Genomic DNA, 22,556 nt, shown 5'->3' with positions numbered 1-22,556 from the left:
GCGCGGTCACTGCCGCGCCGACCGTGCCCTCGGCGACTGGGACCGCAGGTGCGCCGGCCTACCCGACTCTGCCCGGCGAGCCTCCCTGTTCTGACCGGACGCCGCCCCGACCCGCAGGGACGGCATGGCCGCGATGCCCGCCAGGGCCGGCGAGCCGGGGCCTGAGTTCCCCCGCCGCGGGAGGTGCTTCGACACGTGGTCGAGGTCGCCGTTCGAGGAAAGCTGCTTCAGGGCCGGGCTCTGGTCGAGCAGTTCCCCCAGCCGGATACACGTCCGTTGGTAGAGATCGCTGCGGGGGTCGATGCTGTCGAGATCCCGCACATCGGGCAGGTCGGACGGCAGCCGCACGTCCGGCGCGGGGGCGGACGGCAGGTCGAGCCGGTTCGTCCCCTCGTCCGATCCCTCCAGCCAGCGCTTAACCCTCTTGGCGGTCCGCACGAGGAGGTTGAGGAACTCGTCCTGCCATTGAATGTCCGTCGCGAACGCCGCGGAACCCGAGGCCGCCGACGGTCTGGACGGGCGATTCGCAGCAGGCTGCGCCGCTGGCTCCGACGGAAGACGTGTCAGGCGCTCGTTGACGAACTTGATCGCCTCGATCTCGTCCGCGGAAGGCTGCTCGCCAGCACTGTTCCGTCTGGCCAGGAGCCTTCGCAGGTCGCTTCCGATGGTCATGAGCGCCAGGGCTTCCGCCCTGACGTCCATGGTGGGCTGTGGCTGGTCGTGCTGCGGTTCGGGTCCGGTTGCCTCGGCCATGGCGGTACCTCCGGCGAGCTGCGGATTCTGCTGTGCAGCTCTACGGCTCACCGCCGCCGGGGTTCACCCGGTCAGCGAGGAGGGCCCGCGCCCCGGGCAATCGGCGCGGTGACGATGCCGCTGCCGTCGCTGGTCCCGACGGTGATGAACGCCAGCTCGTCGACCGGCAACGACGTCTCGCCGGTCACCTCCTGCGGACCGCTCGACGCCATCCAGTCCCGTACCGTGTGGGTGGTCCCGTCGCGGGTCACCGCGAAGAGCCGGTAGTGGATGCCCGGCCGCAGCCCGGTGACGGTGATCCGGATCGTGGAGCGGTCCCGGTCGTCGGTGGTGATGGAGACGGAGAGGCTCGCGCCGTAGCCCGGGGCTTCGCCGGAGGCGGTCAGCACCCGGTCGTCGGTGCCGCCGAGCCCGTTCATCGCGACGACCCCGCCGGCCAGGGCCAGGGCGAGGACCGCGGCGGCGGCACCGGCCCAGACCCGCCAGCGACGACGACGTGAGCCGCCGCGCCCGGCGGTCGGGCCGCGATCCGGACGGGTGCCCGCCGCGCGGTCCCCGCCGGGTCGCCCGCCGGCCGGTCGCACCGACCCGGTCGGGGCGCGACCCGGCCGGTCTGCGGGGCTGCGCGCCGGCTCCGGCGGTACGGTGCCGCCGGCCGGGCCTTCCGTCGCCAGCGGCTCAGCAGTCACCGACGACCCGGAGGTCGCCACCGGATCGGCAGTCAGCACCGGGTCAGTAGTCCCCACCGGGCCAGCGGTCACCAGCGGATCGGCGGTCAGCACCGGGTCGGCGGTCAGCACCGGGTCGGCGGTCAGCACCGGGTCGGCGGTCGGCAGCGGGTCGGCGTCAGCCGGAAGCTCCCAGTCGACGTCCGCCAGACCGGCCAGGCCGCTCGTCGAGGCTCCGATCTCGGTCGCCTCGTTCAGGCAGCGCCAACAGCCGGCGAGATGCTCCTCGAATGCCACCCGCTCGGCGTCGCCGAGGTTGCCGAGCAGGTAGAGAGCCAGCCTGGACTGCTCCTCCGTGGCGTGCTCACCGCCTGCAACCATCCGGCTTCTCCTCAATGCGTCCACGCCCCGCCCGGTGGTGGTACCTCGGGGCCGCCTGCGTGCTGGTCATCATGCCAGGATCGGAACGGCCGGACCGGGATCACGACGACTCCGTCGGGCCGATCGCCGCGTGCAGCGCGCGAACCGCATAGTACGTCCTGGATTTTACCGTACCCTCGGGTATCCCGAGCCGCTCCGCCGCCTCGGCGATGGAAGCCCCCTTGTAGTACATCTCGATCAGCACCTGCCGGTGCTCCGGGCTGATCTGCTTCAGGGCCAACTGCACCGTGTGGGCGCTCACGACGCGGTCCATCACGTCCTCGGCCGAGGAGACGCGGTTGAGGTCCGGAAGGTTGATCTCCTGCGGACGCGCCTGCCGCGAGCGGATCGCGTCGATGGCCACGTGCCGGGCGACCGTGTACAACCACGGGGCGATCCTCTGCGGGTCGGCGGCGAGGGTGTCCAGGTTGCGCCAGGTACGCAGGAACGTCTCCTGCATCAGATCCTCGGCCAACTCCCGCTGGCCGAGGACGAGCCGGGTGAGGAACCGCAGCAGCGGCCCCCGGTGCTCCTCGAAGATCTGCCGCATGAGGGCCTCGGTGGCGGACGGGCCGCTGGCGGCGGAGTCCGCTGACCACGGACCGATCGCTTCGTTATGCACCGCCGACACAGACCGCCTCCCCTGGCGTACGGGTCGGACCCGCACGCCCGCACCAGCGCCCCGTCCGTCAACGACCGGGCACTCTTCGGGGAGGATAGCCGTACCAGCCGAACGGCATGTTTCGGCCCCGAGACGGCTGAGGGAAGGTGGCCGACGGTGACAGGCCACAGTAGAGTCGGTCGATTCATCGCGCGAAACGCAGCCACCGGACGTTCAGGTACTCCTGGGGCTGCCCGCTGGCGAAGGTGAGGAACACGTCGTGCCGGCCGGTCACCGGTGCCATGTTTCCCGGGATGGTCAGCCACTGCTGCCAGCCGCCGGTGCTGGCCACCGCGATCGTCCCGATCGGCGGGTTCGTCTCGCTGTCCAGACGCACCTGGACCAGCCCGGAGAGACCCAGGCCAGCGCCGGAGGCGGCCCGGACCACGAACTGGGTCATCGGCTGGTCGCCGAACTCGACTCCCTGGTAGGCGACCCAGTCACCGTTGGCGATGGCGCAGATGTTCTCGCCACCCTCGCTGCACGACTCCCGGCGTACGCCGTGCTCGCGGTCGAAGCTGGAGGCGGGAATCTCCTGGTCCGCGACGCGGACCTGGCCGCCGACGACCCCCTTCGCGCCGTTCGGCGGGACCGCCCCGACGGTCTGGGAGGTGTCCGCCGCCGGTGAGGGCTGCGCGATCGGGTACGACGCCTCGCCCCCGGCGAACGGGGTGAGGGTGATCGTCACCTCCCGCGGCGCGGAGTCCTGGATGTACGAGGCGTCCCCGACGATGTCGTCGTACGGGAAGCCGTACACCCGGCCGTTCGCGGAGTGGTGGTGCAGGATCCTGGAGTAGTGGTTGGTCACCGAATGCTGGTAGAAGGCCGCCCGGTCGTCCACCGGTTGGTACGGCCGGTCCAGCACCGACCGGTTGAACCCGGCAGCCAGGGTCGCGGCCACCTTCCCGCTGGCGTCGTTCGGCCTGCTGAAGGTGCCGTTGCACATGAACACGTCCATCGTCGACGGCCGGTCGAAGGGAGCGATCCCACCGTCGAAGTGCATCTTCCCGTCATCGCCCACCCGGCCCGTGAAGGCGCCGAACTCGTTGGAGACCCGCAGGTCGGCACTGCGGTACCGGTCCCACATCTCGGCGATGTACCCGTCGAAGTAGGTGGGTGAGAAGCGACCCGCGATGATGCCGTGCCCCGGCGCGATGACGCGCAGCCCGTCACCGATGATCAGGCGCTCGTACCCCGGCTGCCGCGCCACCTCCGCGAAGATCGCGTCCCGGCCGCCGTCGGTGAGCTTCCCGGCGGTGTGCTCCCCCGCGCCGACCAGCCGGGTCGAGATCGGGATGCTGAACATGTCCACCATGGTGGTGTTGCAGTGCATTCCGTTCGGATTGTAGGTGAACTCCCAGAAGTCCCAGAGCACGCCGAAGTTCGGATCGCTCTCCACCGCTCCCGCCGGCTCCTGCAACATGGGTCGTCCGCCGCCGTCGACCACCTTGAACCGCAGCCGCCCGTCGATCGAGAAGTAGACCCGGCCGCCGTCGAGCATCGGGAGGACGAACGAGGTCGCCCCCTCGCCGGCGAGCGGAACGGCGATGTCCAGGAACCCGTCCGCGCCGTTGTCCGAGAACGAGGCGGGGGTGAACTTCCCCGGGCTCCTGACGTAGCCCATCTCCCTGGTCTCGGGGTGGTAGCCGGTGATGTACATGTGGATCGACGCGTTCGGGTAGCGACCGGTACTGTTCACCACGGTCAGCGGCAGTCCGCCCTCGGCCCTGGCTCGCGCCAGCAGCGGCGTAGCCACCAGCGGCACCCCGACCACCGCAGCCCCGGCGAACCCCAACCCGAGCATCTTTCGTCTGGTCACCAAAGGACCCACCTCCATTGATCGGCGTGCTGGGCGGTCGGGCCGTCGAGACGCCGAACCGTCGGGGGACAGCCGCGACGACGGTCCGGACCCCCTGCCGGTTCAATCGTCGGCGGGACGAATTTGTGGGATTCGTGGTCGTGCGGTGAACATATGCGGCAGCCGATCCGTCACGACAGTGATGCCGCCACGCCGAAAGGGATGGCCCGTGACAACCGACCCCCGCACCATCCGGTCCTGGTTCGGCCGGACGCCGCGCCGAGTCGTGGCGGCCACCGCCGCCGGCCTGGCCGTCGTCTTCGCGGCCATCGCCGCGATCAGCTGGGGCGTCGCCTCGGCCCGCGACCAGCTCATCGGCGAAGCGGTCTCCGACGAACACCTGGCGGCCATCGTGGCCGCCGCCCGCTCCTGCCCGATGCTCACGCCCGCCAGGCTCGCCGGCCAGCTGATGGCCGAGTCGCAACTGGCCCCGGCGGCGAAGGACACGGTTTCCGGCGGTACGGGTATCGCCGGACTCGACAGCCAGGACTGGAAGCTCTGGAAGCCGTGGCCGGACGCGGAACGCTCCGACAGCGCCGCGAACATCGTCGCACTGGCCCACCAGGTGTGCGACTACAGCGGCAAACTGCGGATCACCAAGATCCCCGGAGACTCGTGGCGGTTGTCCGTCGCCGCCTTCCACAGCGGACTGGAGTCGGTGACCGCGTCCGCGGGGCTGCCCGCCGACGCGGTCGACTACGTCGACCAGGTCAGCGGCTACGCCGCGTACTACGGGAAGCGTGCCCAGTTCGGCGGGACCGGTGGTGCCGCGCCGACCGGACCGGCGGCGGAGGCCAAGGGCGTCCCGGCCGCGTACGTCGACCTGATCGTCCGGGCGGGCTCCGTCTGCACGGCGGTGACTCCCCCGGCGGTCGCGGCGCAGCTGATGGCGCTCTCCGGATTCGACCCGAACCTGCTCGGGTCCGCCGGCCAGCGGGGAATCGCGCAGTTCCTTCCCGAGGTGTGGCAGGCGTACGGGCCGAAGGACGCCTCCGCCTGGGATCCCGCCGTCGCGATCCCGGCCCTCGGCACCGCGATGTGTGCGATGGCCGAGGAGCTGTCCCCCCTTGAGGGCGACCCCTACCTGCTCGCGCTCGCCGCCTACCGCAACGGTCCGACCACGGTGCGGCAGAGCGGCGGCAGCCTCGACGACGGCACCAAGGCGTTCCTGAAGTCGGTGAAGTCGCTCACCGACTTCTACGCGCTCGACGGACGGCTGGTGGCCGGTCCCAGGCCACCCTCCTCCCCCTCCCCGTCCGGGTCGCCGTCAGCCACTCCGGTCACGCCGACGCCGGTCACGCCGACGCCGAAGGCCGGCGACCCGCCGACGCCCCCGCAGCCGACCGACCCACCCGTCCGCCCCGTCGGCGCCAAGCAGCTCTACCACCCGATGACCAAGCTCTGCGTCAGCACCGGCACGGACGGTCCGGGAACCCGGCTGACCCTGCGTACCTGCGACAACGACGACCCGACCCAGTGGTGGGTGGTCCTCGCCGATGGCACGTACCGGGCGTCCGGCCTCTGCATGGACCTGGCCGAGGGCTCCAGCCGGGACGGGACGGCCGTCCTTGCCTCCACCTGCGACGGAAGCCCGTCCCAGGTGTGGCGGATGAACGCCAAGGGCGGCGTGCTCAACCTGCACATCCTCAAGGCGCTGGACGCGAACGTGAACGTGCCGAACAAGCCGCTGCTCGTCTGGACCTTCGTGGAGAACCGCGAGCAGATCTGGTCCTGGCGGTGACGACGGCCCGGGTACGCGGACGCTCCGCGTACCCGGGCCGCGCCCGCTCCGCTACCCGCCGTTCGCGCGGCGGCGGAAGCGGATCGCGGCGACGGAACCGCCGACGGCGACAAGCCCGAGGCCGAAGAGGACAACGAGCGCGGTCCCACCACCACCGCCACCATCCTGGTCGCCGGCCACCTGCCGCTCCTCGTTGAGGTTCCGAGCGACGGAAACGGCCGGATTGATCATTCCGGCGCCGTAGCGGGCGTCCGTGCTGCCGGCGCCCATCGCGTCGGCCGTGCTCCGGATGCGTTCCTTGACCTGTACGGCGGTCAGGTCCGGGTAGGCCGCCCGGACCAGCGCCGCCTGACCGGCCACGAAAGCCACCGCGAACCGGGTGCCCGTGTTGCTGAGCACGCCGGTGCCACTGATCCCGAGGCTCGCCACGTCGATGCCCGGAGCGACGACGTCCACCGTCCCCTGCTGGTACTCCTCAGCGAGCTGACCGTCGGCACCGACGCCGCCGGACAGGAGCAGGGCACCGGTACCGGACCGTTCTGCGGGCGACGGAAGCGTGACGGGCTTGGTGGGCGCCCCCGCCACCACGACCACGTCGTGGTTCAACGCCGTGGCGATGGAGGCCGCCACCGTGGGGTCGCCCAGATCGACGTGGGAGCCCAGCGCGACGATCGAGGCGCCCGCGCTGACCGCCACCTCGATGGCGTTCGCGGCGTCCATGGCCCGGCTGCTCGTGGAGGTGCCGACCATCCGGATGGGCAGGATCGTGGCGTCGGGTGCGATGCCGACCGGGGTGTCGTCGGCGCTGGCGCTGCCGGCGATGAGACCCGCCATCGCGGTGCCGGTGCCGAGGCAGTCGGTGTCCCCCCGCCCGTTACCGACCGTGACGTCCGCACCGACGGCGACCCGGCCCTTGAGCTGCGGAAGTTCGCCGTCCACTCCGGAATCGACCACCGCGACCATGACCCCGTTGCCCCGGCTCAGATCCCAGGCGCCGTCGGCCGCCAACCGTAGCTGGGCCCAGTTGGACCGGCTGCTCGACCCGGAGGTGGCGGTGCAGCGGGACGGTGTGCCGCTGCCGTTCTGTGGCCCGCCCGGCGACGTGCCGGGGTCGGGCGTCGCGGAGGGCGACGCGGTGACCGAGGGCTTCGGCGCAGGCCGGATGGGCTTCGGGGCGGTCCGGGTGGGCTTCGGGGCTGGCGGGAGTTGGCCGTACTGCACCCCCTCCCCGGCCGCGTCCCACGGCAGCACCAGATGCCAGCCGCGGTGGAGCTTGGCGGGATCGGTGAGGCCCGCGCCGTCCGCCTGGACCCGCCCCGCGTTCAGGTTGTAGATCTCCGCGGACCGCTCGCCGCTGCCGAGGAAGCGCACCGCGATCTCGGTGAGGTTCTCCGGCTGGCCCTGGTGCTCTGCCGCGACCACGTAGTACTTGACGTATGCCTGCGGGTCCGGCGTAGGTGCCCGGCCTGCCGCCGACGTCTCCGCCGCCGCTGCGATCATGCAGCCGGCCATCGCCACGACCGCGATCAGGCGTGCAAGGGTTGGGCGCTTCGCAAGCACAGCTGTCCCCCTTCAGTCGCCGCGGCCGATCGCCCCGGCTGTCACCATCTATTGCGGATCAGCGCCCGGTTCGTTCAAATCAATCTGAACCAGAGTTCCATCGCCCTCGTGGTGTGGGCAGATCTGATGTGGGCGGATGGAGGATACCGAGGCCGCAGAGCGCGGTGGATCGCCGGTCGGCAGCCCAGACATCGGCGCGTACGAAGACGGAACGGATGGACGGTGGGGAATCCATGTACCCGGTGACGACGGTCGACGCGGGCGTCGACGGGCTGCCGGCCACCAGCCGGTTCGACCCACGCCGACACCTCCGGATCCCCGGTCTGTTCGACCTCTGGCTGGAGCCCGGACCCCGGGGCGGGCTGGTGGTGCCGACGGAACCCAGCAGCACCCTCGACGCGCGGGGCATCGCCGACCTGGTCCGACGCTCCGGGGAGTCCGCGGACGACGTCCGGATCCTGACCGGTGATGGCGCCCGCAACCTGGACCTGTTCAGCGATGTCGCCGGGCTGCTCGGGCATGACGTGCTGGTCAGCCCGGACGGGGCCGAGATCCGGCACCGACGGCGGGCGGACGCCGGGGCCGGGCCGCTGCACGCGGTCCCGCTGGACCGGGTGACCCGCCGTCCGATGGACTGGCTCGTGATCCAGCCGCCGGACCTCGCCACCCCCCTGCCGAGCTGGTTCGCGGTGGACCGGGGCGTGGTCCGTCCCCGGACCGGTGTGGTCGGTCTCCCGCTGCCGGCCGGGCTTGCCCTCGCCACCCGGGCCGACTTCGTGACCCGTCGCGCCACCGCACATCGGTTCGCCTCCACACCGGACGGCCTGATCACCGTCGCCGTCACGGCACGTTCGGCGGGATTCCTCGTCGGCGACTACGGCGGGACGCAGAAGGTGCACGGTGGTGAGCAACTCGCCGCCCTCCTCGGCGACCTCCCGCTCTACGGCAGCGACCTACGGCTCTGGGTCACCTGGCCCTCCGATCCACAGGAGCAGCAGGGCCTCGCCGAGCAGGCGCGGGAGTTCGCCGAGAGGACCGGCGCGACGGTGTGGACGCCACCACCGGGCGGCAGTGCCGAGTTGGTCGACGGCGGCCACGACCTCCGCGCGCTCGACCCGGCGGGCAGCCCCGCCGAGTGGCAGGCGCACCGGCCGAGGTCCGCCGCCGGCCCGCTGGCGCTGCGCGCGACGCCGGACGGTCTCCTCGTGCCGGCGCTGGCCCGCCCCAGCATCACGGTGTCCGCACGCCTCGCGGCGCCCCTCACCGCGCCGCCGTCCGACGGCCGGCGGGACCCGGTGGAGGGGCCGGTCACGGTGCCGGCCAAGGCCCTCCCCCGCCCCGTGCTGATCACCGAGGGCCGCCGGGCGCCGGGGTACGGCCCGGCGTGGCTGCCCCCGGGGCAACAGGTCAACGCCGAGGAGTTCGAGGCCTTCGTCGTCTGCCCGGTGGACCCCGCCCGCGCTGTCGCCGAGGGGGTGCCGAGTGCCGAACTCTTCCTGATCGCCCTGCTGGACCCCGTTTCGGTGCCGGACGACAGCCACCTGCTCCGGGTACGCGTCGCCGCCGGGGGCGCGATCCCCATGGCGACCCTCCGCTCGCACATACCCGCGCGTCTCCAGCATCTACGCGGAGTCAACGACGCCTATCTGCTGCCGGCGGCGCGGCTGGACAGGGTGTCCCCGCTCGGCGGTTTCCGCACGTACCGGTTCGGCCGGCTCATTGCGACGGCCGAGTGCCTCGACGGTGCACTGCGAATCCACTGTTCGTCCCGTTCCCGGACGATCGCCGGCCTGCCCAACGATGTCCGCCGCTGGCCCGGTGTCGGCACCCGGCGGGCGTACCTCCTCGTGCCGGCGTCGGGCAGCCGCCTACCGCGCGGCTGGCTGCGTCTCCACCGGAAGGCGCCGCCGGCCCGGCCCGGCCGGCTCATGCTGGAGGTCGGGGTGCCCCGGGGCCGCACCATCGACGTCACGTCGACAGCCGCGATGCTCGCCCCGCTCTCCCGGGTGCGTAACCAGGCGGAGCGGCTCCGTGCCGCCGGGGTCGAGCTGATCGTCGGCAGCCGCTCGTACGAGCGTGTCCAGGTCCGCCGCGTGTACCTCGCGCAGGAGAACTCCTGGCGACGGGTGCCGGGGACGGAGGCCGGGCCACTTCCCGCCGTGCTCGCCCGGGTTCAGTCGCCGGTCCCCACCTGAACCGACCACCGGCTGCCGGGGACCGGACCGACCACGACCGGCACGCAGCGTCCGCCGGTGGCGGCGGCGAGCCCGCGGATGCCGTCCGCCGCGCCCGCCGGCAGGCCGGCGGTGAAGATCACGCACGGATCCGGCAGCTTCTCGCCCGGTGCCGGCGGATCCGGCAGGGCGGTCAGTGTCCGGTAGCCGTCGACGTTCCCGGCACCGAGCGCGTCGCCGACCACGGCAACTCCGACTCCGCCGGAGTGGAGCCGGCTGGCGAGGGCTGCGGCCAGCCGCTGGCTGGCGTCGAGGGCGCCGACGAGGGTGAGGACGTCGGGGGTCTGGCCGAGGTCGACGTGGAGCCGCCACGGGCCCCGGCTGCCCAGCACCAGCGGCACGATCGCCGGCGGCGCCGGCTCGGTCTCGGCGAGCCAGGCGTAGGCGGGTGTGTCCCCACGGTTCGCCAGCCCGGCCAGTCGGACGTGCACGGAGTCCTCCTCACTGAGCAGTTCGGTCCGCAGGTACGGCACCTCGCCCGCAGCCGGTACCGCCGGCCGCGACTCCACCGGCGGCGGGCCCGGTGGCGACACAGGTGGCAACGGCGGACCCGGCGGCAGGGGTCTCGGCGACGATGCGGGCGGAGACGACGGCGAGGGAGGCGGCGGCGAAGGAGGCGGCGGCGAAGGAGGCGGCGGCGAAGGAGGCGGCGGCGGGGAGTGCGGCGGCGGGGGGAGGCGGGGCGGCGGCGCGAGCTGCGGTGCCATGGTGGGTTCCGCGGCGATCTCGGCGGGGGTCGGGGTGTGGTGCCGCTCCGGTGGCCACGGGCCGGTGTCGTCGAGGGCAACGGCGCGCAACCGGTATCCGCCCCGGCGCAGCGTCAACACGGCGATCACGGCGAACACCGCCGCGAGTACGCCAGCGCCACCCCTGATCAGGATGGGACCGAACTGGTCGGCGTCGGACGCGCCGGAGTTCGAGGGAGGGCGGGCGACCACCGTGGCCGCCGTCGGCGACGGGGTGACGGCGCGCGACACCGTGGCGCTCGACACCGTGGCGCTGGGCTCGGGTGCCGTGGCGCTCGGCGTGGGTGCGGCAGTGCTCGGACCGGGCCGTGGCGAGTTCACCACGACCGGTGGCAGCGTCCCGGTCCGCACCCCGGACCCCTTGGCGTCGCGCGGCAGCACCAGGAACCAACCGGGTCGCAACTCGACGCCGTCGGTGAAGGTACCGCCGTCGGGCTGCTTTCTGCCGATGTTGAGCTGGGTGATCTCCCGGAACCTGTTGCCGTTGCCGAGGGTACGCAGGGCGATGTCGTAGAGGTACTCGCGCTGGCCGTTGACCGGCGGTCCGACCACGTAGTACCTGCCCGTCTCGTCCGGCACCGCAGCCGCCGGCACCGCCGGGGCGAACAGCACGAACCCGACCGTCAGCAGCACCAACGCCAGCGTCTGCCGCATCAACACCGCTGTCCTCCACGCCCTCGCTCCATCGCCGTCCTCTCGTCTCGGCCCCTTCTACGCAGCGGCGTCCGGGAGGTTCAACCGGGAAGGGGCGGGAAGACGAATGTTCGTCCACAGTCCCGCTCGCGGTGGGACGACAGTCGTCTGGCGCGGTCCCACGTCGCGTACCGGCCGGGACCTGTGGTGTCCGGGTGCTGACGGGGCGTCCCGGGACGGGACGGCGCGGCGATGGCCCGTGGAGATCTCGACGCATGCAGATGCGCGGCCAGTGGCGATCCAGGCACGGCCGGCTTGGTGGTGGCCGGCGAGGATGTCGAGGGGCAGGGGCTCGTCGTCGGCGATCTGTGGCATGCCGACATCGCGGAACCACTCGCCGGCGGCGCGTTCGATGTCTCGCAGGAGCGGAAGCTCAGCCTGGCGGACCACACGGATGCGCATCGCGTCATTGTGCCCGGCGCTGGCGGTCGGTAGAGGCGGGGCCGGTGGCGGCGAGATCGGGCCCGGCCCCGCCGTCGACCGTCTCGACGATCCGCCCCAGCGTGCTCGCCGGCACGGGCCACCACCCCGGCAGCCGGAACCGCACAGAGGCGCACATCACGGTCCAGGTCCGCCGGGAATCGTCGAGCACCGTGCCGAGTTCATCGATTCGGGACGCCGCCGCAATCACGACGTCCGTTCGACCGACGAAGCGGAGAGACGATGACCCTCCTGTTCAGCCCGTTCACGGTGGGCAAGATGGAACTGACCAACCGGATCGTCATGGCGCCCCTGACACGTAACCGTGCCGGCGAGCGTCAGGTGCCGCAGCAGATCTCCGCGACCTACTACGGCCAGCGCGCCTCGGCGGGCCTGATCATCACCGAGGGCACGCAGCCGAGTGCGGTCGGCCAGGGTTACGCGAACACACCGGGCATCCACTCCGCCGAGCAGGTCGACGGCTGGCGGGCGGTCGCCGACGCCGTGCACGCGGGCGGCGGAAGGATCTTCATGCAGCTGATGCACACGGGTCGGATCGGCCACCCCGACAACAAGGACGGGCTGGAGTCGGTGGCGCCCAGCGCCATCCCCGCGCCGGGCGAGATCTTCACGCCGAACGGCATGCGGCCGTACCCGGTCCCCCGGGAGTTGACCGGCGACGAGCTTCCGGGAATCGTCGGCGAGTTCGTCCAGGCGACGCGCAACGCCGTCGAGGCCGGCCTGGACGGGGTGGAACTGCACGCGGCAAACGGCTACCTGCTGCACCAGTTCCTGGCCCCGTCGAGCAACGTCCGCACCGACGGATACGGCGGCTCTCCGCAGCCCCGCGCCCGTTTCGTCGGCGAGGTGGCCCACGCGGTCGCCGACGCCATCGGCGCCGACCGGGTCGGCATCCGGATCTCGCCCGCCCACAACATCCAGGGGGCGCTGGAGGAGGACGCGGCCGACCTCGCCGCCACGTACGGCGCACTGATCGACGCGATCGCGCCGCTCGGGCTGGCCTACCTACACTCGCTGGCCGATCCGGCGAGCGCACTGGTCGTCGACCTGCGGCGTCGGTTCGGTGGCCCGTTCATCGCCAACGACGGTTTCACCTCGGTGACCACCCGCCCGGACGCGGAGCGCATCCTCGACGACGGCCTGGGCGACCTCGTCGCGGTCGGCCGGAACTTCCTGGCCAACCCGGACCTGCCCCGCCGCTGGCAGACCGACGCGCCGCTGAACGAGCCGGACCCGACCACCTTCTACACGCCGGGCCCGCGCGGCTACATCGACTACCCGACGCTGGAGCAGTGAGACCCGGCTCCTCCTCGCCCGACGGACCGGGCCAGCTCAACTCGGCAGTGAGCTGGCCCGGACCGGGCCGGTTGCGGTGGTCGTCGGCCAGCGCAGGTCGACCCCCCGCCGCACCAGCTCGGTCTGGAAGTCCTCGAGCAGCTTCGCACTGTCGCGGACCCCGTGCGGCGAGGTCTGCCGGTCCAGGCAGTAGGCGGCCAGCGCGCCGGCGGCCTCACCGATCGACCACTCGGCCGGGTGCACCCGGTAGCAGCCGTTGGTGATGTGGGTGGTGCCGATGGCCTTGCCCGCGGCGACCACGTTGGTGACCCGTTCGGGCAGCAGCGCGCCGAGTGGGATCTCGAACGGATGCGCGGCCACGTCGAGGTAGCCGTCGCCACCGGTCGTCGGGTGCAGGTCGATGCGGTAGTGACCGGTGCCGACCGTGTCGTGGTAGCCGACCGCGCCGGCGGCGCCGCGTACGGCGACCGACAGGTCCTGCTCGGTCGGGGTGGTCACCGCCGCCAGCCGGCGGGCCTCCCGGATGTACGGGGCCTGCGCGAAGCCGTCCACGGTGCCGGTCACGTCGGGGCGCAGCCGCAGACCGGGAAAGCCGGTGCCGCCGTCCGCCCGGGGTGCTTCGGTCTGCAGCCAGTACAGGAACGCGTGGCTGAACTCCCTGGCCCGCCGGACGTGCCGCTCGGCGTCCGGCACGTCGAACAGCGGCCCCTCCAGATAGTCGGTCATCGGCCAGTTGACGATCGTCACGTCGCTGTGGAACAGGCCGGGCCGGAACGCCCGCCGGTCGAGGATCCGCCGGTACGTCCACAGTTCCGGCGCGATCAGTCCCTCCTCCATCGAGGCCGCCGTCGACCGTGGGTTCGGAGTGAACCGGCCGGTGACCGGCCGACCGGTCCGCGGATCGGGGTAGGCCCAGCTGAAGAGCGGGCCCGGCCAGCCGGGCGCCGTACGGGTCCGCCAGTGGTCGTAGTCCGCCGGCCGGTCCACCGTGTGGTCGCCGTCGACGTGTTCGAGGGCGAAGCAGACGGTGGCTGCCTGCATGTTCAGTGGCGCGGGACGGTCCGGTGCGCTCGGTTCGCCGGTCTGCGCCTGTGACTCGGTGCCGGTCCGGTGCTCGATGCCGGCCAGGGCGAGCAGTTCACCGGTCTCGCTCGCTTCCAGGACCAGCCGGGCGCCGATCTGCCGGACCGTGCCGTCGGCGAGTCGTACGGCCAGCGCGGTCACGGTGTCCCCGTCGGTGTAGGCGCGCTGGACCTGCGCCCGGGTGTGTACGGTCAACCGCCCCGACGCGCACCAGGGGGCGATCATCGCCTCCAGTACGGCCAGCGCCACACGGGGTTCGTGACACAGCGGGCTGACCCAGCCGTTGCCCGGGTTGAGTGGTTGCCCGGACCGGTCGGACGCCAGCGGATACCAGCTCCGGTAGTAGTCGCGGACCGCCTGCCGGAACCGCCGGTAGCCGGCCGTCGAGCCGTGTGTCTCGATCCAGGGGTGCTCGTCCGGCGGCACCGCCTGCGAGGTGAGTTGCCCCCCGATCCACCGGTACGGCTCGACGACGACGACCCGGGCACCGCCTTCGCAGGCGGCCAGCGCGGCGGCGATCCCGCCGACGCCCCCGCCGACGACCAGGACGTCGGTGTACTGCTCGGCCGTCGTGGTGGTGGTTCGCATCAGCCGGCCTCGCCTCGTCGTGCGGTCAGGGAGAACTGGTAGCGGTCGCCCCGGTAGAACGACACCGCGCGTTCGATGGCCCGGCCGCGTCCGTCGTAGCCGATCCGGCGCACCTCGAGCAGTGCCGCCGTGGGCGGAATCTCCAGCAGGTCGCACTGCCGCCGGGAGGGTACGACGGCGGCGATCATCTGCTGGGCCACGGTGACCTGGATGTTGTAGCGGTCCTTCATGGTCTCGTAGAGCCCGTTGTCGAGGTTCTCGACCAGCAGTCCGGGGAACAGGTCGGCGGGCAGGTGCACCTCTTCGAGGCACATCGGCGAGCCGTCGGCGAGCCTCAGCCGTTCCACCCGGTAGAGCAGCGACCCCTCGGGCAGGCCGAGTTCGGTGGCCACCGCGTCGCGGGCGACCACCGCGTCCGCCTCGATCATCTTGCTGCTCGGGAGCAGGCCACGGGCCAACATGTCCTCGGTGAATCCACTGAGGCTGGTGTCCTTGGCGATCCGGGTGTCGGAGACGAAGGTGCCCTGGCCACGGATGGTGTAGACCAGGCCGACGTCGAGCAGTTCACGGAGCGCCTGGCGGAGCGTCGTCCGGCTCACGCCGAGTTCTTCGGCGAGGTCCCGCTCGCGGGGCAGCGCCGAGTGCGCCGGCAGGTCCGCGACGCGGCGCCGGAGTTCGGTACGGATCTGGCTCAGTTTGGTGGTCATCACGAATCCAACCGGGGATGCGGGCAGGCCTGCGCGAACCTGCGCGTGGTGTTGACCGGGTCCGAGATGGCGGTGCCGACGACGACTGCCCACGCGCCCTCGTCGAAGGCCGCCGAGACCTGGGTACGGGTACGGTATCGCCCCTCCGCGATGACCGGAACGGGACAATGTCGACTGAGCATCCCCACCAGGGCGATGTCCGGTCCGTCCGGAACGGGGCCGGCGGTGTAGCCGGACAGCGTCGTGCCGACCAGGTCGGCGCCGGCGTCGACTGCGGCCAGGGCGGCGTCCAGGCTGTCGACGTCGGCCATGAACAGCGCCCCGCCGGCGTGGGTGGCCGCGACGAGGTCGGACAGCTTCTCCCCGCCGGCCCGGGGCCGACCGGTGCCGTCGGCCGCGACGATCTGCGCGCCGGCCCGGGTCAGTGCGGTCACGTCGGCCTCGCTCGGGGTGATGTAGACCGGGCTGCCGGGTGTGTTCCGCTTGACCAGCCCGACCACCGGCACCCCGAGGTCGACCATGCCACGGACGTGCGCCACTCCTTGACCACGCAGACCGGCGGCGCCGCCGAGTACGGCAGCGGTCGCCATCGCCATCATGTGCCGGGTGTCCGTGAACGGGCTGCGGCCCTGTGCCTGGCATGAGACGACCAGGCGTCCACGGATGGCGTCGGCCACGTTCATCAGTGTTCTGCCTTTGCTTCGATGTCGGACTGGACGATGAGTCCGGTGAACGGGGACGGGTCGCGCGACCCGTCGGTCAGGGCCAGCGCACCGGCGAGCGGATCCCCGGCGGCCGGCACCGGCCGGGCTGCGGGCGCCCCGGCGCGCAGTGCCGCGGTGAACGACGGCAGCAGCAGATCCGCGGCGTGGAAGACTCCACCGGTGCCGGCGACCGGCACCGGGCTCGCGCCGAGCCCGGCCCGACGCAGCGCCCCGACCACCGACTCGGCCAGCAGTTGGCCGGCCCGCTGCCAGATCCGTCGGGCGCCGTCGTCACCGGTCCGGGCCAGTTCGGCGACCGTACCGGCGAAGTCCGCGATCCGTTCCGGGGTCGGTGGATCGGCCCGCCAGCGGGCCGGCAGCGTCTCGACCGGGCCCCAGGCGGCGAACACCGCGTCGGCCAGGCGGCCGGGTGCGGCCCGGTCCCGGTCCTGCAGGGCGAGCCGGATCGCGGTACGGCCGATCCAGTGGCCTGATCCCCGGTCGCCGAGGTCGGCGCCCCAGCCGTCGGACCGGGCGGTACGGCCGGTGGCGTCGGCGGCGAGGGCCACCACCCCGGTGCCGGCGGCGACGACCGCCCCGGGGACCGGACCGAGCGCGCCCAGGTACGCGGTCACGCTGTCGTCGGCGACCCGCAGCCGGCCGTGCCGACCCAGCGCGTGCAGCCGGGCCCGCAGTCCGTCGATCGCCGGCGGTTGGCCGTTGAGTCCGGTCATGCCGACCCCGACCAGCACCGCCGCGCCGGGCACCGGGCCCAGGTCGGCCAGCGCGCCGGCCACCGCGTCGGCGATCCGGGCGTCGACGTCGCCGGTCCAGAACCCCGGGGTCTCGGCGTGCCCGGTCGACCGGCCGTACCGGGCCACCGCACGGCAGCCGCCCTGGCCCAGGTCGACTCCGACCCGGACGGGTTCGGTGCCGCTCATCGGATCGCCGCCCGGACCGACGGCTCGCCGGCGGCGAGGCTGGACTCGGCGTAGTGACAGGCGACCTCACGTCCGGCGACCGTGCGCAGCTCCGGTTCGACCTCGGCGCAGAGCGGCTGGGCGAGCCCGCACCGGGTCCGGAACCGACACCCGGACGGCGGCGAGGCCGGTGACGGCACCTCGCCGGTGAGCAGGATCCGCTCGCTCGGTGGCGTCGCCCAGGGGCGGGGTACCGGGGCCGCCGAGATCAACGCCCGGGTGTACGGGTGGGCCGGGGTGTCGTACACCGCTGCTGCCGGTCCGGTCTCCACGATCCGGCCCAGGTACATCACCGCGAGGTCGTCGCTGATGTGCCGGACGACCGACAGGTCGTGCGCGATGAACAGGTAGCCCAGTCCCAGGTCCTCGCGCAGGTCGGCGAGGAGGTTGAGGGTCTGCGCCTGGACCGACACGTCCAGCGCGCTGACCGGCTCGTCGCAGACCAGGATCCGCGGCGACATCGCCAGGGCCCGCGCGATGCCGACCCGCTGGCGCTGCCCGCCGGACAACTGGTGCGGATAGCGGTCGGCGAGTTCGGCGGCGAGACCGACCCGGGCCAGCAGGTCGGCCGTCCGGTCCGTCCACTGCTCGCGCGGGACCATGCCACGGTGCACCCGCCAGCCTTCGGTGACGATGAAGGACACCTTCTTGCGCGGGTTCAACGACGAGTACGGGTCCTGGTAGACCATCTGGATCTCGGCGGTGAGCCGACGCCGCCGGGCCGCGTCGGCGTCGTCGACCCGCTCACCGGCGTACCAGATCTCGCCGCCGGTCGGTCGGCGCAGCCCGACGATGGTCCGGGCCAGGGTCGACTTGCCGCAACCGGACTCGCCGACCAGCCCCAGGGTGCGGCCGGCGGTGACGGTCAGGCTGAGCCGTTCCACGGCGTGGACGTCGGGGGCCCGGTGCAGCAGGCCCCCTCGGGTCGGATAGCTGACCCGTAGCTGCCTGACCTCAAGCCGCGCCTCTGCCGTCGACACCGGCCATCACCTCCTCGGCGTAGTGACAGGCTGCTTCGTGACCGGCGGCGACGACCCGCAGCCTCGGCCGGTCGGTGCGGCAGTCCACCCGGGCGACGGGGCACCGGGGATGGAACGGGCAGCCGGCCGGCGTCGCCAGCGGCGAGGGTGGCATCCCCTCGATCGGGGTCAGCCGCGCACCGGGCCGGTCCGGGGCGGGGACCGAGGCCATCAACCCCCGGGTGTACGGGTGGGCCGGGGCGTCGTACACGGTGCGCAGCGGGCCTGACTCGACGACCGTGCCGGCGTACATGACCGCGACCCGGTCGGCCACGTCGGCGACCACCCCGAGGTCGTGGGTGATGAGGATCATCGCCATCCCGTCGGCCTCGCGCAGTTCGCGCAGCAGGTCCATGATCTGCGCCTGTACGGTCACGTCCAGCGCGGTGGTCGGCTCGTCGGCGATGAGCAGCCGGGGCCGCAGCGCGAGGGCCATCGCGATCACCACCCGTTGCCGCATCCCGCCGGAGAACTGGTGCGGATAGTCGTGTGCCCGGCGGGCCGCGTTCGGGATGCCGACCCGGTCCAGGCCGGCGACCGCGCGCCGCCAGGCCTCCCGACGCGAGGTGTGCTGCCGGACCCGGAACAGTTCGGCGATCTGCTCGCCGACCCGGACGACCGGGTTGAGCGCGGTCAACGAGTCCTGGAAGACCATCGCCAGCTGGGTGGCGGAGAGTTCCCGGGTACGGCGTACCGGCAACGCGGAGATCTCCTCGCCGTCGTACCGGATGGTGCCGCGTTCGATCGTCGCGCTGTGCCGGGGCAGCAGCGCCATCACCGCGCGTACGGTGACCGACTTGCCGGACCCGGACTCCCCCAGGATCGCCAGTGTCTCGCCCGCGTCGACATGGAACGAGACGCCGTTGAGCGCACGGTAGGAACCGAGCGGGCCGGCGAACGAGACGACGAGATCGTCGACCGTCAGCAGTGGGCGCGGGGCGTGCGGTGGTGCGACCATCGGGTCCTCCGGGTCCGGTTGTCGGGTCAGCGCAGCGATACGCCGGCGAAGTCGGGCAGGTCGTTCGGGGTCGGGGTGAATCCCTCGACGTTGCTGCGCAGCACGACGTTGCCGCTGAGGTCGAGTGGGAAGATGCCCACCGCGTCCTCCCAGACGATCTTGCCGGCCTGGGCGTACAGCGTGGCCCGCTTGTCCTGGTCGAGTTCGGCACGGGCGGCCAGCAGGATCCGGTCCAGTTCCGGGTTGGCGTAGCCGTTGCGCTTGGCGGTCGACAGGTAGAGCCGGGCCAGGGTGAAGTCGGCGTCACCGGTGACCGTGCTGCCGGTCGTCATCGTGCTGTCCCAGTCGAGTTTGAGCAGCTTGTCCAGCCAGGTGGCCCGCTCCAGTTCCTGGGGCTTGACCACGATGCCGACCTTGGCCCAGTCGCTGATCATCGCGTCGGCGAAGGAGTTCCCGTTGGTGCAGCAACCGCTGCTCCACATCATGGTGGTGGTGAACCCGTTCGGGTAGCCGGCCTCGGTGAGCAGCTGCCGGGCCTTGGCCGGATCGTAGGCGTACGGGTTCTGTGCGGCGGAGCCGAAGATGGCCTCCGGCAGCGGACCGGTGGCCGTGGTGCCGGCCTGGTCGAACAGCGATTTGTTGATCTTGGAGAAGTCGACCGCGTGCCACATGGCCTGCCGGACCCGGGCGTCGGTGAACGGCTTACGTGAGCTGTTGAACCAGATGTAGTAGTTGGCGTACGTCGGGAACGACTTGACGGCCAGGTCGTCGTTGTCGCGCAGCCCGGTCAACTGGTCCGGGGGCAGCCCCCAGGTCACGTCGATCTCGTTGTTCGCGAGCGCGGTCACCCGGCCGGACACCTCGGGGATGTAGCGGTACGCGATGCCGGCCAGTTTCGGCTGGTCACCCCGGTACTTCTCGTTGCGGACCAGGTTGACCGTCTGGCCGGCGGTGAACGACGAGACCTTGAACGGGCCGGTGCCGTACGGGGCGTCGAAGAACGCGCTGTCGGTGATCTTGGCAGCCGGGGCGATCCAGAGCAGGGTGAGGTTGCTCAGCACGGTGCCGAGCTGGCTCTTGGTGTGGATGGTCAGGGTCCGCTCGTCGGGCGTACGGATCTCGTCGACGGTGGCCCACAGACCGGCCAGCGGCCCCTTGCCGTCGATCAGCGCCTGGAGGGACGCCTTGGCGTCGGCGCTGGTCAACGGCGTCCCGTCGGCGAACGTGACATCGCTTCGCAGCACGAACTGCCAGGTCAGCGGGTCGGGGTTGGTCCAGCTCTCGGCGAGCTTCGGGGCGATCTCGCCGTTGTCGCGGACCACCAGGGTCTCGAAGACCTCCTGGACGACGGTGAGGGTGGGCTGGTCCGCCGAGTTCGCGGCGAACGGGTTCAGCGAGACCACCGGGGTCGGGTTGGCTACCCGGAGGGTGGTCGCGCCGGCCCCGCCGCTACCGGCGGGGTCGTCGGCGCCGAAGGAGCAGGCGGTCAGTCCGAGTACGCCGGCGAGGGCCAGCGCACCGAGTCGGGTGGTCGGAGATCTCATGTCTTCCCATTTCGCTGACGGTTACCGGGTGGAGAGGTTGGGATCGGAGCGGTCGCGTAGTTCGTCGCCGAGCACGCCGACGCAGACCACGAAGACGGCCAGGGCCAGCCCTGGCAGGGTGGCGATCCACCAGGCGCTGGCCAGGTAGTCGCGGCCGTTGGCGATGGTGGTGCCCCAGCTCGGCGTGCCGGCCGGGATGCCCAACGACAGGAAGCTCAGCGACGCCTCGGCGACGATGACGAAGCCGAGTTGGACGGTGGCGATGACCAGCAGCGGGCTGGCGACCGCGGGCAGCACGCAGTGCCGTACGACGTGCCACGGCCCGGCGCCGAGGGTGCGCGCCGCGTTGGCGAAGTCCCGGGATCTGGTGGCCAGGGTCTGTGCCCGGGCCACCCGCGCGAAGATCGGCCAGGTGGTGATGGACAACGTGAGCACGACGTTGGTGACGCTGGAGCCGAGCACGCCGGCGACGAAGACGGCGAGCAGGATCGACGGGAAGGCCAGTTGGATGTCGGCCAGCCGCATGACTGTCGCGTCGACCACCCCGCCGAGGTAGCCGCAGAGGATGCCGAGGGCGGCGCCGACCGTGCCGGCCAGCAGCAGGGTCGCCGCGCCGACCAGCAGCGAGACCCGGGCGCCCTGCATGATCTGGGGTAGCAGGTCGCGGCCGACCTGATCGGTGCCGAGCAGGGCCAGGCCACCGTCGGACATCCGGCTGCCGGGCGGAAGCAGCCGGTCGGCGACGGAGGTCGCGATCGGGTCGTACCGGGCGATCATCGGTCCGATCACTCCCGCGACCAGGTAGCCGGCGATCACCCCGAGCGGGATCCACAGTCGCGGCCGACGGTGTCGCCGGCGGGACACGACGGCCGGTGGACCGTCCGGCCCGTCGGGTCGGCCGTCGTCGGTGGGCACGACCGGTGTGCCGAGCACGGTCGCCGAGCCGGGTACGCCGTCAGACACCTTGGTCACCTCTCAGACGCTCTCGCGGACCCGCGGGTCCAGCCGGACGTACAGCAGGTCGACTACGAGATTGATGACGATGAAGATCACCGCGACCGTGATCACGCACGCCTGCACGACCGAGTAGTCGCGGGCGGCGATGGCGTCGGTCATCAGTCGGCCCACGCCGGGCCAGGCGAAGACGGTCTCGACGATCACCGCGCCACCCAGCAGGCTGCCGAACTCCAGGCCGGCCACGGTGACGACGGGGATCAGCATGTTGCGCATCGCGTGCCAGCCGACGACCCGGGTCTCGGACAGGCCCTTGGCCCGCGCGGTGACCACGTAGTCCTCGTGCAGCACGTCGAGCAGCCCGGACCGCACCAGCCGGAGCACCACGCTGAGCAGTGGCAGGGCCAGCGTCACCGCCGGCATGACCATCGCGGCCGGTGACGCCGACCCGGAGCTGGGCAGCAGGTGCAGGAACCGGGAGAAGACCAGGATCAGCATGATGCCGACCCAGAACGTCGGCAGGGACTGGGTGAGCATCGACAGCACGGAGACCACCCGGTCCACGACACCGTTCGGCCGGGTCGCCGCCAACGTGCCCAGCGCGAACCCGAGGATCAGGGCGATGGCGAAGGCGGTCAGGGCCAGGGCTGCCGTCGCCGACAGATGGGTCAACACCAGGTTCGTCGCGGCGTCGTGGAGCCGGAACGACTCACCGAAGTCGAGGGTGACGGCCCGTCGGAGGAACTGGACGTACTGCACGGGCAGTGAGGCGTCCAGTCCGTACTCCCGGCGGAGCGCCTCGACGGCCGCCTGATCGGCGTCCGGTCCGAGCACCGCGGTCGCCGGGTCGCCGGAGACCGCCCGCATCGCGAAGAAGACCACCGTCGCCGCACCGAACAGGACCAGTGCCGAGATCGCGAGGCGACGCAGCGCGTAGCGCAGCATCCC

The 22,556-nt window shown here is 72.2% G+C and carries 19 protein-coding genes; 4 read left to right on the top strand and 15 right to left on the bottom strand.

Features of this window, described 5'->3' with window-relative positions; genetic code table 11:
* Nucleotides 1-6: 6 nt before the first annotated feature.
* The 4 genes from ACIG87_RS29300 to ACIG87_RS29285 form a co-directional block, all read right to left on the bottom strand.
* Nucleotides 7-753 (bottom strand): hypothetical protein, encoded by a 747-nt coding sequence (locus tag ACIG87_RS29300; RefSeq protein ID WP_396854848.1) that lies wholly within the window; start codon nt 751-753, stop codon nt 7-9.
* A gap of 71 nt (nt 754-824) precedes the next feature.
* Nucleotides 825-1,802: a zf-HC2 domain-containing protein gene (locus ACIG87_RS29295; RefSeq protein WP_396854847.1), complete on the bottom strand. Its 978-nt coding sequence runs from the start codon at nt 1,800-1,802 to the stop codon at nt 825-827.
* 100 nt (nt 1,803-1,902) lie between these two features.
* Nucleotides 1,903-2,463, bottom strand: coding sequence for a sigma-70 family RNA polymerase sigma factor (locus tag ACIG87_RS29290; RefSeq protein ID WP_396854887.1), 561 nt, complete (start codon nt 2,461-2,463; stop codon nt 1,903-1,905).
* Nucleotides 2,464-2,647: 184 nt separating this feature from the next.
* Nucleotides 2,648-4,321, bottom strand: coding sequence for a beta-1,3-glucanase family protein (locus ACIG87_RS29285; protein WP_396854846.1), 1,674 nt, complete (start codon nt 4,319-4,321; stop codon nt 2,648-2,650).
* Nucleotides 4,322-4,529: 208 nt separating this feature from the next.
* Between ACIG87_RS29285 and ACIG87_RS29280 the strand changes: the two genes are divergently transcribed.
* Nucleotides 4,530-6,101, top strand: coding sequence for a ricin-type beta-trefoil lectin domain protein (locus tag ACIG87_RS29280; RefSeq protein WP_396854845.1), 1,572 nt, complete (start codon nt 4,530-4,532; stop codon nt 6,099-6,101).
* 51 nt (nt 6,102-6,152) lie between these two features.
* Here ACIG87_RS29280 and ACIG87_RS29275 read toward each other — a convergent pair whose 3' ends face one another.
* The gene (locus ACIG87_RS29275) at nt 6,153-7,601 is read right to left on the bottom strand and encodes a S8 family serine peptidase (RefSeq protein ID WP_396854844.1); all 1,449 of its coding nucleotides are present in this window, start codon (nt 7,599-7,601) and stop codon (nt 6,153-6,155) included.
* Nucleotides 7,602-7,894: 293 nt separating this feature from the next.
* Between ACIG87_RS29275 and ACIG87_RS29270 the strand changes: the two genes are divergently transcribed.
* Nucleotides 7,895-9,856: a hypothetical protein gene (locus ACIG87_RS29270; protein ID WP_396854843.1), complete on the top strand. Its 1,962-nt coding sequence runs from the start codon at nt 7,895-7,897 to the stop codon at nt 9,854-9,856.
* Here ACIG87_RS29270 and ACIG87_RS29265 read toward each other — a convergent pair.
* On the bottom strand, nt 9,835-11,295 hold the full coding sequence (locus ACIG87_RS29265; RefSeq protein ID WP_396854842.1) for a hypothetical protein: 1,461 nt from the start codon (nt 11,293-11,295) through the stop codon (nt 9,835-9,837). The two genes, ACIG87_RS29270 and ACIG87_RS29265, sit on opposite strands and share 22 nt — an antisense overlap.
* 297 nt (nt 11,296-11,592) lie before the next feature.
* Between ACIG87_RS29265 and ACIG87_RS29260 the strand changes: the two genes are divergently transcribed.
* Both ACIG87_RS29260 and ACIG87_RS29255 read left to right on the top strand, forming a co-directional pair.
* On the top strand, nt 11,593-11,769 hold the full coding sequence (locus ACIG87_RS29260; RefSeq protein ID WP_396854841.1) for a hypothetical protein: 177 nt from the start codon (nt 11,593-11,595) through the stop codon (nt 11,767-11,769).
* A gap of 228 nt (nt 11,770-11,997) precedes the next feature.
* On the top strand, nt 11,998-13,071 hold the full coding sequence (locus ACIG87_RS29255) for an alkene reductase (protein WP_396854840.1): 1,074 nt from the start codon (nt 11,998-12,000) through the stop codon (nt 13,069-13,071).
* Between the two features lie 36 nt (nt 13,072-13,107).
* Here ACIG87_RS29255 and ACIG87_RS29250 read toward each other — a convergent pair whose 3' ends face one another.
* From ACIG87_RS29250 to ACIG87_RS29210, 9 genes are read right to left on the bottom strand one after another with little or no spacing between them, the layout of a single operon-like run.
* Nucleotides 13,108-14,742, bottom strand: a complete 1,635-nt coding sequence (locus ACIG87_RS29250; RefSeq protein WP_396854839.1) for an FAD-dependent oxidoreductase — start codon at nt 14,740-14,742, stop codon at nt 13,108-13,110.
* Nucleotides 14,742-15,449 (bottom strand): GntR family transcriptional regulator, encoded by a 708-nt coding sequence (locus ACIG87_RS29245; protein WP_396854838.1) that lies wholly within the window; start codon nt 15,447-15,449, stop codon nt 14,742-14,744. The genes ACIG87_RS29250 and ACIG87_RS29245 overlap by 1 nt, the downstream gene beginning before the upstream one ends.
* Nucleotides 15,449-16,132: an N-acetylmannosamine-6-phosphate 2-epimerase gene (locus ACIG87_RS29240; protein WP_396854837.1), complete on the bottom strand. Its 684-nt coding sequence runs from the start codon at nt 16,130-16,132 to the stop codon at nt 15,449-15,451. The genes ACIG87_RS29245 and ACIG87_RS29240 overlap by 1 nt, the downstream gene beginning before the upstream one ends.
* The gene (locus ACIG87_RS29235; protein ID WP_396854836.1) at nt 16,132-17,094 is read right to left on the bottom strand and encodes an N-acetylglucosamine kinase; all 963 of its coding nucleotides are present in this window, start codon (nt 17,092-17,094) and stop codon (nt 16,132-16,134) included. Before ACIG87_RS29235 ends, ACIG87_RS29240 begins: the two co-directional genes overlap by 1 nt.
* Nucleotides 17,091-18,113: an ABC transporter ATP-binding protein gene (locus ACIG87_RS29230; protein ID WP_396854835.1), complete on the bottom strand. Its 1,023-nt coding sequence runs from the start codon at nt 18,111-18,113 to the stop codon at nt 17,091-17,093. The genes ACIG87_RS29235 and ACIG87_RS29230 overlap by 4 nt, the downstream gene beginning before the upstream one ends.
* Nucleotides 18,088-19,110 (bottom strand): ABC transporter ATP-binding protein, encoded by a 1,023-nt coding sequence (locus ACIG87_RS29225; protein ID WP_396854834.1) that lies wholly within the window; start codon nt 19,108-19,110, stop codon nt 18,088-18,090. Before ACIG87_RS29225 ends, ACIG87_RS29230 begins: the two co-directional genes overlap by 26 nt.
* Nucleotides 19,111-19,136: 26 nt before the next feature.
* Nucleotides 19,137-20,654 carry an ABC transporter substrate-binding protein gene (locus tag ACIG87_RS29220; protein ID WP_396854833.1) on the bottom strand — a complete coding sequence of 506 codons (1,518 nt, stop codon included), beginning with the start codon at nt 20,652-20,654 and terminating at the stop codon, nt 19,137-19,139.
* Nucleotides 20,655-20,675: 21 nt separating this feature from the next.
* A complete protein-coding gene (locus ACIG87_RS29215) occupies nt 20,676-21,626 on the bottom strand; it encodes an ABC transporter permease (RefSeq protein WP_396854832.1) in 951 nt (316 codons plus the stop codon).
* Nucleotides 21,627-21,629: 3 nt separating this feature from the next.
* On the bottom strand, nt 21,630-22,553 hold the full coding sequence (locus tag ACIG87_RS29210; RefSeq protein ID WP_396854831.1) for an ABC transporter permease: 924 nt from the start codon (nt 22,551-22,553) through the stop codon (nt 21,630-21,632).
* Between the last annotated feature and the right edge of the window lie 3 nt (nt 22,554-22,556).

Origin of the sequence: Micromonospora sp. NPDC051925 (assembly GCF_044548625.1) — a bacterium.
In the GTDB taxonomy this organism is placed as follows: Bacteria; Actinomycetota; Actinomycetes; order Mycobacteriales; family Micromonosporaceae; genus Micromonospora.
This window is presented reverse-complemented; position numbering and strand designations above follow the sequence as displayed.